The sequence below is a fragment of the Patiriisocius sp. 208BN25-11 genome (genome assembly GCF_058147145.1).
This window is the reverse complement of record NZ_JBYVJY010000004.1, coordinates 70,449-85,202: the sequence shown is the minus strand read 5'-3', so window position 1 is coordinate 85,202 and position 14,754 is coordinate 70,449. Positions and strand designations below refer to the sequence as shown.

The window sequence follows — 14,754 nt, the reverse complement described above, 5'->3', positions numbered from 1 at the left end:
CTTGAAGTTTATTTGTGTAACATTGAGGGATATTCTATCTAAATTTCTAACTCGGGGTTTTCTACTAACATTTCCGAAGGATACAGACATAAAAAAATCCCGCTTTATTTAAAGCGGGATTACAATCATTTGGTAAAGATATATCTTCTTAGATAACACGCACTTGCGCAGCTATCATTCCTTTTCTTCCTTCTTCTTCTTCATACTCTACTTTATCTCCCTCGTTAAGAGCTTGACCGTTAAGTCCTGTGATGTGTACAAAGATGTCTTTTCCAGTTTCATCATTTGTGATAAAACCAAAACCTTTAGATTCGTTAAAAAATTTTACTGTTCCTTCCATTAGTGGGTAATATAAATTAATAATTAGAACAAATGTAGGTAAAAATAAATGCGAAATGTTATCTAAATGTGAATTTTTAACATTTCAATAGTATTTATAACTTCTTGTCTTTAGTGTAATTACGCATTTTTAGGATGTTTTCCTCATTAAGCATGTAGGCTTTTACATCTTTTCCTTTCCATCTGTGGTACACAAAAGCAGGCATCCAAACAAAGAATAGGGTGGCTACTCCAAGACCAATACATAATTCTCCTGTAGCCAAGTCTTGAGGTCTGGTATAAAAACCAAATCCTACCAATGCTATGGCAGTAAAAAAGAAAATATATAATAAAATACGCATCTTTATGATGATTGTATCGCTACTTTTAAGTTGAGTTCTGTGAGTTGTTCTTGGTCTAATGGTGCTGGTGCATCTATCATGACATCGCGACCGCTATTGTTTTTTGGGAAGGCAATAAAATCTCTTATGGTTTCTTGTCCTCCTAAAATTGAAACTAATCTGTCTAATCCAAAAGCAATCCCTCCGTGTGGTGGTGCGCCGTATTCAAAGGCATCCATTAAAAAACCAAATTGCGCTTTTGCTTCTGCTTCACTAAAGCCTAAATGCTTTAACATAATGGCTTGGGTTTCTTTATCGTGAATACGAATAGATCCTCCACCAATTTCATTTCCGTTTAAGACTAAGTCATAAGCATTGGCTTTAACATCACCTGGATTCGTATCTAATAGCTCAAGCTGTCCTGGTTTTGGTGAAGTAAATGGGTGGTGCATGGCGTGGTAATGTCCAGTTTCTTCATCTAGCTCAAGCAACGGAAAGTCAACTACCCATAATGGAGCAAACTCATCTGCTTTTCGCAAGCCTAAACGTTCTGCCAATTCCATACGTAAGGCACTTAATTGCGCTCGTACTTTGCTGGTTTCTCCAGAAAGTATACAAATAAGATCTCCAGGTTTTGCACCTGTTGTTTCTGCCCATTGTGCTAAATCTTCTTGGTTGTAAAATTTATCTACAGATGACTTGAAGCTTCCATCGTCGTTACAACGACAGTATACCATACCGAGTGCTCCTACTTGAGGACGCTTTACCCAGTCTATTAATTTATCTATTTCTTTACGAGTGTAGCTGTTGGCTCCAGGCACTGCAATACCAACTACCAATTCTGCATTGTTAAAGACACCAAATTCTTTGTGTTGTGCTACAGCATTTAACTCACCAAACTCCATCCCAAAACGAATGTCTGGCTTATCATTACCATACAAACGCATAGCATCATCGTATTGCATTCTTGGAAAGGCACCAATTTTTACACCGTTTATTTCTTTTAATAGATGACGGGTTAAACCTTCAAACATGTTTAGGATGTCTTCTTGTTCTATAAATGCCATTTCACAGTCTATTTGTGTAAACTCTGGTTGCCTGTCGGCACGTAGGTCTTCATCTCTAAAACACTTTACAATTTGAAAGTATTTGTCTAAGCCACCTACCATAAGCAACTGCTTAAAAGTTTGTGGCGATTGCGGTAAGGCGTAAAACTGTCCTTCATTCATTCTACTTGGTACCACAAAATCACGGGCACCCTCTGGAGTAGATTTAATAAGGTAAGGCGTTTCTACATCTACAAATCCTTCTGCAGATAGATAGTTGCGAACTGCCATGGATACTTTATGGCGAAAAATTAGATTCTCACGAACAGGATTTCTTCGAATGTCTAAGTAACGGTATTTCATTCTTACATCTTCACCACCATCTGTTTCATCTTCAATCGTAAAAGGAGGGGTTAAGGAAGCGTTGAGAATGTTCACTTTTGAAACCAAAATCTCAATATCTCCCGTTGGCATGTTTGGGTTTTTAGATTCGCGTTCAATGACAGTTCCTGTAACTTGTACAACAAACTCACGGCCTAACTTTTGAGCTTGCTCCATCATTTCTGGTGTGGTGCGTTCTGCATCAAAAATAAGTTGTGTAATACCATAGCGATCACGAAGATCTACCCATACCATAAATCCTTTGTCACGGGTTTTTTGTACCCATCCTGCAAGGGTTACTTCTTGTCCTATATGTTCGCTTCGTAATTGACCGTTGGTATGCGTTCTGTACATGTGTTTGTGTGTTATTATTTCCGTCTTTTTAGAAAGATTGCAAATTTAAGAAGTTCTACTGTATTGACCTTCATTTTAAAGTATTTATAGTGAGATTTAAAATTTCAGAAATTAAAAACGCATTAAAGAAACCTTTTTGTTTTATAATTTGTAATCATTTAGCTAATTTTTTATGAAATCTTTAATACATTTAACTAAACTTTAAAAACATGACAACCATGAAACAAAACGACTTTACTTCTTACCTAATAGCAATCGTGTTATTAGTCCCCTGTTTTTTGTTTGCCCAAACTACGGTTACTGGGTCGGCAAAAACAGCAGATGGAGCCCCCATTGCCTTTGCAAATGTTCTAGAAAAAGGAACCTCAAATGGAACTGTTGCCGACATTAATGGAAACTTCGCATTAAATGTAGAGACCTTGCCAACTACATTGGTAGTGAGTTATGTAGGTTATGCTACAAAAGAAATGGAGATTTCTTCTGCTAGGGCAGATTTTGTATTAATTCAAGGAGATGAATTAGATGCAGTAGTTCTTGTTGGTAATAGATCGAAACCTAGATCAGTATTGACATCTGTAGTGCCAATTGATAATATTCAAACTGCAGATTTAAAATTAACGGGGCAGCCTACCCTAGACAAGATGTTAAACTACAAAGTACCTTCTTTTAACTCTACCAACCAAACAGTTTCAGATGCGACAGCGCATTTTGATCCAGCAGACCTAAGAAATTTAGGGCCTAGTAGAACTTTAGTATTAATTAATGGTAAACGAAAAAATCAAAGTGCCTTAGTTTACATAAATGATACTCCAGGAAAAGGTGAAGTAGGAGTCGACTTAAAAAGTATTCCTGCCGCTGCAATAGAGCGTGTAGAGGTGTTACGAGATGGAGCATCTGCTCAATATGGATCTGATGCAATTGCGGGTGTTATTAATATGGTCTTAAAAGAAGGTTATGAGTACAGTACTGTAAATCTAGATGGTGGTGTGACTACAGAAGGAGATGGTTTTAATATTGGAGCCAACATAAACACTGGGCTTAAAGTAGGAGAAAAGGGTGGATTCTTAAATATAACTGCTGGATATTATCACCAAGACACCACAAATAGAGCTGGTGAGCCTGGAGATGATGTCTTGTTTGGTATCGAAGCAGATGACCCAGATTGGGCAGATTGGTTAGCACAAAACCCCGATTTAGGGATGACTATTGGACAACCAGAAATAGACAAGTATGATTTGTTTTACAATTTAGGCTTGCCTTTTGAAAATGGAAAAGGAAAGTTCTACACCTTTGGTGGTTTGACTTACAGAGAAGGGAAAAGTTTTGCATTGTACAGAGCACCGTATTGGGTGCCAGACCCATTCAATCTATTGCATGAAGAGGGAACAGAGTACCAAGGATTTCAACCTACTTTTGAAACTGAAATTGTTGACAATAACCACACTGTGGGAGTAGAATTTGGAGCCTTAGGATTTGATGTTGATGTAAGTGGAACCTTTGGTAGAAATGCCGTAGACTATACAGTTAATAGTAGTTTAAATCCAGCTTTAGGAGCAGCTAGCCCAACGAGTTTTGATGTTGGAGCATACACATTTAGCAATAGAATTGCCAACCTTGATATTTCAAGAAATATTGGAATTGTGAGTCTTGCTTTTGGAGCAGAATATAAGGATGAGCGTTTTTCATCTGAGGCAGGTCAACCAGAATCATATATTGGAGGAGGAGTACAATCTTTCCCTGGATTACAGCCCAGTAATGCTGTTCGCGAGTCAAGAAATAACGTTGGTGCTTATGCAAACATAGATTTGGAGGCTACCGAGAAGTTCTTAGTAACTGCTGCTGTTCGTTATGAAGATTTTAGCGATTTTGGAGATAATGTTTCATGGAAAGCTGGAGCTCGATACATATTAGGTGATAATAGAGGAGCCATAAGAGCATCGTATGGTACTGGATTTAGAGCCCCTTCATTACATCAAATTTATTTGAGTAATGTGCAAACATTAGTATCTGGAGGTACGATCTCTAATCAAGGTACGTTTAATAACGTGGACCCTGTAATTAGAGAAGGACTAGGAGTACCAGCGCTTACTGCTGAAACTTCTACCAATATTACGGCAGGGATTACCTATAAATTAACACCAAAGTTTTCTGTAGCGGTAGATGCGTATCAAATTGAAGTAGAAGATCGTGTTTTATTCTCTGGAGAAATTGGTTTTATTGATGAAACAGGACAAACTGGTGCAGATGGTACAATCATTACAGAAGATATTACAAACCCGGTAGAACAAATCTTATTGGATAATGATATTACTAGCTTAAAGTTATTTGCCAATGCGGTAGATACTCAAACACAGGGTATTGATGTTGTAGCAAACTATAGAAATATGGAAATAGGAAGTGGTTCTTTAAATGCAACGCTTGCTGCCAATTTTAATAGAACAGAGATTACAAACGATGATGCAGATCCAAATACAGAAGGATTGCAATTAGAAGCGCCAGGTCTTATTGGAGAGAATGGATATGATTTCTTTAATCGTAAGGAACAATCAAGAATTGAATCTGCAAGACCACAAACTAAGGTGTTGCTTGGTTTAGACTATCAAATAAGTAATTTTAATATCGCTATAAACAACACCTATTTTGGTGAAGTTACTTGGAGGCATTCTAATAATGGTCTTAACGGTGCACCACTAGGACCAAACGGAGCAAATCTTCCTGAAGATGATGCAGCCTACGACCAAACATTTGGTGGTAAAGTAATCACAGACCTAATTATAAAGTATGATTTCTCTGACGCTATCAACGCAAGAATTTCTGTAAATAACCTATTAAATGTGTACCCAGATGAAATTGAAACACAGGGTGACTTTGTAACAGATCTTGGTGGCAGATTTAAGTACCCATGGGAAGTAAATCAATTTGGATTTAATGGAACCATTGTAAGTGCTGGATTGCAGTTTAGATTTTAACATGTTACATTCATAAAAAGAAAAGGGTGCTCGTATAGCGCCCTTTTTTTGTGTAACCTGTTAAAAAGTATGCTAACAAAAGCTTTAAAAACTAGGTTTTATAACATTCATAACTCTATATTTACATTATAATTTTTAGATTATAGCTTACCGTAAGAATTACAATTAACCAACAGGGATGTTGGGCACATATGCCAAAATGATGCTTTCGTATTTTTACCCGTAGTCTTATATTATATAAAGTCGCCTATACCACTATAGACGACTTTTTTTGTTTCTGAAATATCCTATTTTGAAGCGCTGTTAAACAAAATACCCTTTTAAAATGCTGGATGCACAAAAAGGGTTTTGAGTTTTAAAATTTCCGAAGAAAAAAATCTTCACCGATTTCTACCCTATCTCTAAAGAGAAAATCGATGAAGATTTTACAAAACTAACATAGTTTTTATATGTTCTGTCTGCATACTGAACACTGCAACTGTTAACTTGTTTTATTCTGCGGCTTCTTGATTAATGTCTTCTACAATTGCTACAGGTTCTTGTTTTCTAGACCTCATAAAAGAGATAATTCTCATTTTTAATCGTGTTGCAAAATAGAATAAAATAGGCACCACAATTAGGGTTAAGAAAGTAGCAATAATAAGACCATAGATAACCGTCCATGCTAAAGGTCCCCAGAAAATTACATTGTCTCCTCCCATGTACACGTTAGGATCAAACTCGCTAAAAAGAGTAAAGAAATTAATGTTTAAACCAATGGCTAAGGGTATTAAACCTAAAATGGTAGTAATGGCTGTTAACAATACTGGGCGTAAACGCGCCTTTCCTGCTTGGATAATACTTGCTAATAAATCATCTTTTTCTAGAAAGTCGCTAGCGTCTAGGTCTAATTCATTCTTTTTCCTATCGATGAGTAATTGGGCATAATCGAGCAAGACCACTCCATTATTTACCACAATACCCGCGAGGGAAATAATACCCATCATAGTCATGATAATTACAAAGGGAGCACCAGAAATTACAATGCCTCCAAAGACCCCAATAAAACTCAAGAAAATAGCAATCATAATAATGAATGGTTTTGAAATAGAGTTAAATTGGAAGATAAGAATTAAGAATATTAAGCCCAAGCCACTAAAGAAAGCACTCATTAAAAAAGCTTGTTCTTTTTCTTGTTTCTCTAGTTGTCCCGTATAATTAATTTTCACACTATCTGGAATTTCGTTGAAATTACGCATTTCATTTTTTACCTGTGCTACAGCAGCACCTGCATCTGTATATCCAGGTGATAATGCAGAATATAACGTAACAATTCTTTTGGATTGTTTGTGCTTAATGGCACTAAATCCAGAGTTGTTTTTTTGTGAAGCGACAGCAGATACGGGTATCTCACGCAATTGTCCTGTATTGGTTCTAAAGGTCATGGTTTGGTTAAACAAAGCACTGGCATTGTAACGACTTGCCTCATTAAATCGAATGTAGATATCATAATCTTCGCCGTCTTCTTTATACACACCTGCTTTGGTACCAAATAAGGAGTTACGTAGTTGTTGTCCAACTTGCCCTGCATTCACACCAAGTTCACCCGCTTTTTCTCTATCAATAAGAACCTGCATGCCTGGTTTGTCTTTATTTACATCGATTTTTAACTCGTCGATAGCAGCGATATTTTTGGTATTCAAATACGCACGCATGTTCTCTGCAGCTGTAATCAACTCGTTATAGTCGTTCCCCGATAGTTCGATGTTTACAGGAGCTCCTTGTGGTGGTCCGTTGGCATCTTTTTCTACAGAGATAATAACACCTGGGTATATACCTCTTAGGTCTTCTTGTACCTTTTTACGTAACACTTCACTGTCCTCTCCTCGGCGAAATTTATACTCACGCATAGAAGCAGTAATTTTCCCTTTATGTGGCATTTCTGCGGCAGAACCACCATCGGTTTGAGGGTTTCCTGCACCCTCTCCTACTTGTGATACGGCACTTTCAACTAAGAAATTGAACTCACCATCTACATACTCATTGCTATTTAATGTATTGTAAACACGTTCTTCAATTTCTTTGGTAATGGCATTTGTTTTTTCGATAGAAGTTCCTTGTGGGTATTCTATGTAGACAATAATTTGGTTAGGGGTGTTGTCGGGAAAAAATTCAATTTTTGTTCTTTGTGAAGCAACCGAACCTCCAAAAGCTCCAAAAGCTCCAATGAGTAAAAAGAAAGTAAATCCAATAACAAGGTAGGGTCTAGCCCCTTTAAAAGCCTTTGTTAAACTTCTCTTATACCAATTTTCTAATCTGGTAAGTACTTTGGTTTGAAAGGCATTTGCCAATTTACGGAGTACCAATCGGTATACCCAAAGCATGATAGCAGTAAAAATCATAAGTGTTCCTAGTCCGCTATACGTACCTCCTGTTAACATGATTAGAGCTCCAATGACAATTAGAATTAAAGAAATCATAATAATGTTCTTTAATGGCATGTCTCTATCCTCGGTGGTCATAAATTGTGATACCAGTACCGAGTTAAAAAAGATCGCTACAAATAAGGAGGATCCTAATACCACAGAAAGTGTAATGGGGAAATAAATCATGAATTGTCCCATCAATCCTGGCCATAGTCCTAAAGGTATAAAGGCAGCTACAGTGGTAGCTGTAGAAATAATAATTGGAAATGCAATTTCTCCAATCCCTTTCTTAGCAGCTTCAATTCGGCTTAATCCTTCTTCGTCCATTAAACGGTAAACATTTTCTACGACTACAATACCATTATCTACCAACATTCCTAATCCCATAATTAATCCGAATAGGATCATGGTATTTAGCGTGTAGCCCATCCATCCTAGAATCATTAAGGACATGAACATAGACATAGGAATTGCAAATCCAACAAACAATGCATTTTTAAAACCAAGGAAGAACATTAAAACGGTAACTACCAAGATAATCCCGAAAATGATATTGTTTACCAAATCATCTACCTGACCAATGGTTTTTGAAGATTGATCGTTGGTAATATTTACCACAAGGTTTGAGGGAAAAACATTGGCTCTAGTATCTGCAACAATGGTTTCAATTTTTTCTGCTGCTGCCACCATGTTTTTTCCAGAACGTTTCTTAACATCTAGCATTACCACACGACTTCCATACTCTCTCGCAAAAGTGGTTCTGTCTTTTTCTTTAAAACGAACTTCGGCAACGTCTTTTAAGTATACAATGTCTCCATTTTCAGACTTTACTACGAAATTTTCTAACTCATTTGGATCTTCTATTTCACCTAAAATTCGAATCGTACGACGCTGGCCGCTGGCTTTAAAATTTCCGGCAGACATGGTCATATTTCCATTAGAAATAGCACTTTGTACATCTCTAAAACTCACCGATGAGGCCATCATTTTATAGATATCTACGGCAACCTCTACTTCTTTTTCTTGCGCGCCACGAATATCAACCTGCTTGATTTCTTCAAGGTTTTCTATTTCATCTTGAAGGTATTCTGCATATTCTTTAAGCTTGGCTACAGGATAATCACCAGAGATGTTTATGTTAAGTATGGGCATTTCTTCACTCATACTTAACTCAAAAATGTTAGGCTCTACTTTAGCACCATTAAACGTGGGCCAATCTTCGTTAGAAGTTTCGGTGTCTATCTCATCTTTTACTTTTTGTTTTGCTTTGTCTACGCTAATGCCCTCATCAAATTCTACAATCACCATCGAGTAATCTTCTTGTGAAGTTGACGTAATTTCTACCACATTACTCACCGTTTTTAGCTTGTCTTCTAAAGGATCTGTAATGAGTTTTTCGATATCTTCGGCAGTGTTTCCAGGATATACAGAACTAATGTAAATTTTAGTTTCTCTAATTTCTGGGAAATTTTCACGCGGCATACTGTTGTATGCACTTCCTCCTAAAAACAACACCAATACCATTGCCATGTAAATGGTAGTTTTGTTATTAATGGCCCAAGAGGAGAGCTTAAACTCTTTCTCGGTATTTTTTTTCTGCTTTGCCATACGTATTACAAATTAGTAGGTGATGATTTTAACGGTTTGCCCATCTTTAACACTACGAGCTCCTTCTTGAATGATTTGATCTCCATTCTTTAAACCTTCTAAAACTTCGATAACATCTTCTTGCTTTTTTCCAGTTTTAATGATCACACGACTTGCTACAGCTTTTTCTCCAGTAATATCTTTGAGTAGGTAGATGTATTGTTCTCCCTGAGCGTTTTCTGAAATAATACTTTGCGGTATTAAAATTGCTTTTTCGTTGGTGTAGTCGTTAATTTTTAAGCGAGCCGTTAGGTTAGGTTTGATGTTCTTCTCTTTATTAGGAACATTGATTTCAGCTTTATAGGTCCTGTTGTTTGGATTGATAAAACTACCGGTCTGACTAATCCTAGTCACAATGCTAGTTCCTAATACTGGAAAAAATACATCTACTTCTTTTCCTTTTACTACATTGGTGATATAACTTTCAGGAACATCTGCTTTGATATACATATTGTTTAAACTTACAATGCGTAAAATAGGGGTTTGTCCTGGCGCTACAACACTTCCTTGTTCTGTAATAACATCATCTATGGTTCCAGAAAAAGGAGCTCTTATACTCGCTTTTGCTAGTTGCTGCTTCATAGAATTGATGGCTTTTAATTGTCCTTCATATGCAGTTTTTGCTTGAAGGTATTGAATTTCACTCCCTATGTTTTGCTTCCACAAACGTTCTTGTCTTTCAAAAGTAGTTTTGGCAAGATCTGCCTGTACTTGCATTTGCGCAACAGATTGGCTCATACCTCCATCATCTACACGTGCTAGTACTTGTCCTTTTCGAACCCTTTGTCCTTCGGTTACGAGAACACTGTTTAAAACACCTCCCATTTCTGGAGTTACGACGATATTTTGATCTGTTTCTACACTCCCTTGCAATTCTACATAATGTTTAAACAAAGTGTCTTTTGCGATAAAAGAAGTAATTAAAGGCATGTTTTTTTCTGGATTTAATGTTGCCAGTGCCTCATCAAGACTTTTAATTTGAGTGTTTATCTCTTGTTGCTTAGTTACCACCTCATCTCTCTTTTTTTGGATGACAGTAACGTCTTTAGAATCAATAATTTCTTCTAAAGTCATCTCTTTTCCTTCTCCGCATGCTGCTAGTAAAACAGCTATGGATAGTAATGTGATTAGTTTTTTCATGAGTAGTTAAAAGGTTTAGATGTTTATAAGTTTAAAAGTGTTTTGTTTGCGAGTTAAAACTTAGATTTTATCTCGTCGCTTGACATTCTTAATTGTGGTGTATTTAACACCGTTTCTACTTCTGCTTTTGCTTTAATAACATCTAGCATTGCATTGATGTATTGTTGCTGGATACTATACAATTGTGTTTGCGCTTGTCTTAGATCGAAACTAGTGGCAAGCCCTTCTTTGAATTTAATTTGATTTTTATGTTCAATACTTTCTGCTAGCGATAGATTCTTTTTAGTGTTTTCAAGACGCTCAATAGTGAATTTATAATTACTTCTGGCTGTTTCAAATTCTAATGATATACGTTGCGATGTTTCTTCAAATTGTAACTGGGCTTGATCTAATGAAATTCTGGCTTGTTGATTTCTAGCACTTCGTAATCCACTTGAAAAAATAGGTACATTTAAACTCACCCCAAATGCAGAAGATTGAAACCAACGCTCATCACTGTTAAAAAAAGTAAAGTCATCTCCAAATGCAGCAGTACCGTAGTTAATGAACCCATTTATAGAGGGCATCCCTTTACTACGCTCTAGTTTTAGTTCTATATCGCGTTGTTCTACTACATTTTCAGCAATTTTGTAGTCTATGTTATTTTCTATTGTTAAGGTAGTATCTAATAGCGTTAATGAAATGTTTTCTTCAGTGAGGTTTTTCAATGTATTAGTTAGTGTCACCTTTTTGTCAACGTTTATTCCGATTGTTAGATTAAATAATTGTTTAGAAATTCCAAGCGTTCTTTTTGCATTGCTTAATTGAGTTTCTACATCTAACAATGTGATTTCTAGTTGTTGCACACTCTCTTCTTCGGTAAGGCCATTTTCAAAAATTTTTCGAACCTCAAATAGGTTTTTTTCCAGATTAGCTTTGTTCCTTTCTGTGATTGCTATTAACTCATCTGCGAGTAGCACATTTCCGTAAGCATTGATAACTTGCTTGCGCACTTCTAGATTTGTTTTTTCATTAATATTTTCGTTAAATGTTAAAAAAGACTTTACCCCATCAATAGCAATAAAATAACTGCCATCAAAAATAAGTTGGTTAAGTGTTGCGGTACCATTTAAATTTTGTTTTGTTCCAAAAATTACTGGAATAAATCCTTCTGGAGCGCTAGGTTGACTGTTTGCTTCAAGGTCAAAAAACTCTTCCACAGTATTGACAACACTCGAAGTATTATCAAAAGCAGCTGCAGGTAATAAGGACACTTGTTGTTTTATATTATTTAAATACGAAACGTTAGCACTTATTTGTGGTAGCCCTCTGGCAGTTGTTTCTTTTTTTAGTTTCAATGCTTTGGCAATTTCTCTACGCGAGTTAATGGTAGCATAACTACTATCGATAGCAAAGGCGATAGCTTCTTCCATAGTAAAAGAATAGGCCTTTTCTTGTGAAAACCCTTGTACACTAATAAGCATACATAGTATGACGAGTAATTTTTTCATTAGTCTTGATTTGATTGTATGAGGTTATTTAGTATGTTTCTTCCTTCTGGGGTTACAATGCCACGCAGATGGTATTCTAAGTACATTTCATATAAGCTTTCGCCCGTGAACATGGTATGAGGAAAAAGGTTTTCTTCTTTAATTCCTGTAATACCATTAAAATAAATACGTGCTACAAATTGTACATCTATATTGTCTCTGTAGAGTTTTAAATCTAGTCCTCTTTGCAGGTTTTTCACGACACATTCTTGCATAAAGCCAAACTGTCGTTGTTTAATATTTCCGTAGATAGCAGGATAGTATTTTTGAAGCTGGTACCAGGGAGATGCCTTTTCTTTTTGCATGTACTCCATCACCCTTTTTTTTATCGCGTATAGCTCTTCAATAGGATTTTGACCCAAGTTGCAAATTTGATCTATGTCGTTGCAGACAATTTCAAATACATGGTCTGTTACCACGGCTACAATGGTTTCTTTGTTGTTAAAATGGGTGTAGATTGTTTTCTTAGAAATGCCCATTTCTTTGGCAATGTCGTCCATAGTCACACTCTTAAAACCGAGTGTCATGAATAGTTCTGTAGCCTTAAATATAATTGCGTCTTTCATAATTCGAGGTGTAAATATACCTTCGGAAACTTTAAAAACAAAAATAGTTTCCTAGGTTTAATAATTTCTTAACATTTATTTGTGTTTGTCGGTTTTGCTGAAATGTTTGTCGATGAACCCATGGATACTGGATTTAAAATTTCAGAAAAGACAATGATAAAAGAATCATAATAGCTGATTAGAATAGCGACCTAATCCTTATTTTTGCTCAAAATTTTTTTGCTATGGATATTTCAAAGTATAGTGAGGCACTTGTACAGCATTTAGAAGAAAATGTGGCTGTAAAAGAACCAAATTCACTGTATGAGCCAATAGAGTACATACTCAACTTAGGAGGAAAAAGGTTGCGACCAGTACTCACTTTAATGACTGCCGATTTTTTTGGTGCTAATTTTAAAGACGCTTTAAATGCATCTTTGGCGGTAGAAATGTTTCATAACTTTTCATTGGTACATGATGATATTATGGACAATGCGCCGCTGCGAAGAGGGCATGAAACAGTCCATGAAAAGTGGGATATCAATACCGGTATTTTATCTGGAGATGCCATGCTAATTTTAGCCTATCAATTGTTTGAATCTTATAAACCTCCTGTTTTTAGACAATTGGCAAAGCTTTTTAGTAAAACAGCGCTGGAGGTATGTGAAGGACAACAATACGACGTAGATTTTGAAACGCGTAGCGATGTGACCCTTCCAGAGTACATTAAAATGATAGAGTACAAAACAGCTGTGCTTATTGGTGCCTCCTTACAAATGGGAGCTATTATTGCAGAAGCTTCAGAAAGCTGTAAAGAGAAGATATACAATTTTGGGAAGTACCTTGGGATTGCCTTTCAATTACAAGATGATTATTTAGATGCTTTTGGAAACCCTGAAACCTTTGGAAAACAGGTTGGTGGTGATATCATGGCAAATAAAAAGACATTTTTATACCTTACTGCACTACAAAAAAGCACGCCTGATCAAGCTGAAATGTTAACTTCATTGTTTAGCACCCTGCCTAAAGACCCTAGTGAAAAAGTAGCTACAGTCAAAGAACTATTCATGGCTACGGGCGCCGCAAAAGCTACCGAAGAAGAAATCGCTGCCTATACGCATAAGGCAATTTCTCAATTAGAGGATATTCAAATTTCAGAAGAAAATAAAGCACAGTTACAAAGCTTTGCAGATGCTTTGATGCGCAGGAATGTGTAGTTACATCTTAAAATAAAATCTGAAAAGCGTACCCCTCCCTAAACTTCGGGACTATTGACAATTTTTTTTGAGTATCCCTTTCCCCAGCCCTAAAGGGTGGGATATTCATAAAACTATAAAAGAAATTCATAATTTTCAGGCACCCTTTAGGGATGGGGTACGCCCTACTATGAGCAATAAAGCTTCTCTTAAACGTGGACGGGCGGGGTAACTCCAGAATAATGTATTAAGTGTGTTTTTTTAACTCTAAATTTTAATCTATCTGCTTAAAAAAACACCCTCACAAAAGGAGCCCAAGCAGTTGCGTAAATATCTTCATCTTCTTGAAACAACACATTGTATCGTACACCTATAGTTGCAGGGCCTGCTCTGTATCCAGCACCTATAAATAAGGCCGTGTTCCAAAAACTTGAAGAGGCACTCCCATTAATAAATTCTTGATTTTGATTTACTCGCAATTGCTCTACCTCTGCAGAAAGTTGCATCACAGGAAAAGGATTTGCTAATACCGCAAGGCTACCACCAAACAGACTCGTGTCAAAATTTCTACCTTTTTGATAACTGTATTGCAGTCCAGGACCTGCGCTAATATATTCGTTAAAATTATAGATCGCACTTGGAGCTATGGATGCGCTAAAGATGCCGTTACCAACCCCTAAGCCAATACCACCACCAATACTTACACTGTCCCAAAAATTAGGAGCATTTTCTTCGTCTTCTTCTTGTGCATTTGCAATAGGAATTGTGCAGACGAGGATAAAAAATATGAAATAGAATTTTAAGCTACTATTTTGCTGTAGTACCATTATGAGAAAATTATGATTATAAGTGTTATAAATATACAAATTCCAAAGATGTAGTT

The 14,754-nt window shown here is 36.4% G+C and carries 10 protein-coding genes; 2 read left to right on the top strand and 8 right to left on the bottom strand.

Features of this window, described 5'->3' with window-relative positions; all coding sequences use genetic code 11:
* Positions 1-148: 148 nt before the first annotated feature.
* The 3 genes from ACY2RS_RS06970 to aspS form a co-directional block, all read right to left on the bottom strand.
* Positions 149-340 (bottom strand): cold-shock protein, encoded by a 192-nt coding sequence (locus tag ACY2RS_RS06970; protein ID WP_490097909.1) that lies wholly within the window; start codon positions 338-340, stop codon positions 149-151.
* 94 nt (positions 341-434) lie between these two features.
* Positions 435-680 (bottom strand): hypothetical protein, encoded by a 246-nt coding sequence (locus tag ACY2RS_RS06965; protein WP_490097908.1) that lies wholly within the window; start codon positions 678-680, stop codon positions 435-437.
* Between the two features lie 2 nt (positions 681-682).
* Positions 683-2,440, bottom strand: coding sequence for an aspartate--tRNA ligase (gene aspS, locus ACY2RS_RS06960; RefSeq protein WP_490097907.1), 1,758 nt, complete (start codon positions 2,438-2,440; stop codon positions 683-685).
* 218 nt (positions 2,441-2,658) lie between these two features.
* Between aspS and ACY2RS_RS06955 the strand changes: the two genes are divergently transcribed.
* Positions 2,659-5,409: a TonB-dependent receptor gene (locus ACY2RS_RS06955; protein WP_490097906.1), complete on the top strand. Its 2,751-nt coding sequence runs from the start codon at positions 2,659-2,661 to the stop codon at positions 5,407-5,409.
* Positions 5,410-5,900: 491 nt separating this feature from the next.
* On the opposite strand, the gene ACY2RS_RS06950 is transcribed toward ACY2RS_RS06955, so the two are convergent.
* From ACY2RS_RS06950 to ACY2RS_RS06935, 4 genes are read right to left on the bottom strand one after another with little or no spacing between them, the layout of a single operon-like run.
* Positions 5,901-9,422, bottom strand: a complete 3,522-nt coding sequence (locus ACY2RS_RS06950) for an efflux RND transporter permease subunit (RefSeq protein ID WP_490097905.1) — start codon at positions 9,420-9,422, stop codon at positions 5,901-5,903.
* A 12-nt stretch (positions 9,423-9,434) separates the two neighbouring features.
* Complete coding sequence (locus ACY2RS_RS06945) at positions 9,435-10,601, bottom strand: efflux RND transporter periplasmic adaptor subunit (protein ID WP_490097904.1); 1,167 nt, start codon at positions 10,599-10,601, stop codon at positions 9,435-9,437.
* 53 nt (positions 10,602-10,654) lie between these two features.
* Positions 10,655-12,091: a TolC family protein gene (locus ACY2RS_RS06940; RefSeq protein WP_490097903.1), complete on the bottom strand. Its 1,437-nt coding sequence runs from the start codon at positions 12,089-12,091 to the stop codon at positions 10,655-10,657.
* Positions 12,091-12,696, bottom strand: coding sequence for a TetR/AcrR family transcriptional regulator (locus ACY2RS_RS06935; protein ID WP_490097902.1), 606 nt, complete (start codon positions 12,694-12,696; stop codon positions 12,091-12,093). The genes ACY2RS_RS06940 and ACY2RS_RS06935 overlap by 1 nt, the downstream gene beginning before the upstream one ends.
* A gap of 224 nt (positions 12,697-12,920) precedes the next feature.
* Here ACY2RS_RS06935 and ACY2RS_RS06930 point away from each other — a divergent pair, with 224 nt between their 5' ends.
* Positions 12,921-13,892 carry a polyprenyl synthetase family protein gene (locus tag ACY2RS_RS06930; protein ID WP_490097901.1) on the top strand — a complete coding sequence of 324 codons (972 nt, stop codon included), beginning with the start codon at positions 12,921-12,923 and terminating at the stop codon, positions 13,890-13,892.
* Between the two features lie 266 nt (positions 13,893-14,158).
* On the opposite strand, the gene ACY2RS_RS06925 is transcribed toward ACY2RS_RS06930, so the two are convergent.
* Positions 14,159-14,698 carry a hypothetical protein gene (locus ACY2RS_RS06925; protein ID WP_490097900.1) on the bottom strand — a complete coding sequence of 180 codons (540 nt, stop codon included), beginning with the start codon at positions 14,696-14,698 and terminating at the stop codon, positions 14,159-14,161.
* Positions 14,699-14,754: the final 56 nt, after the last annotated feature.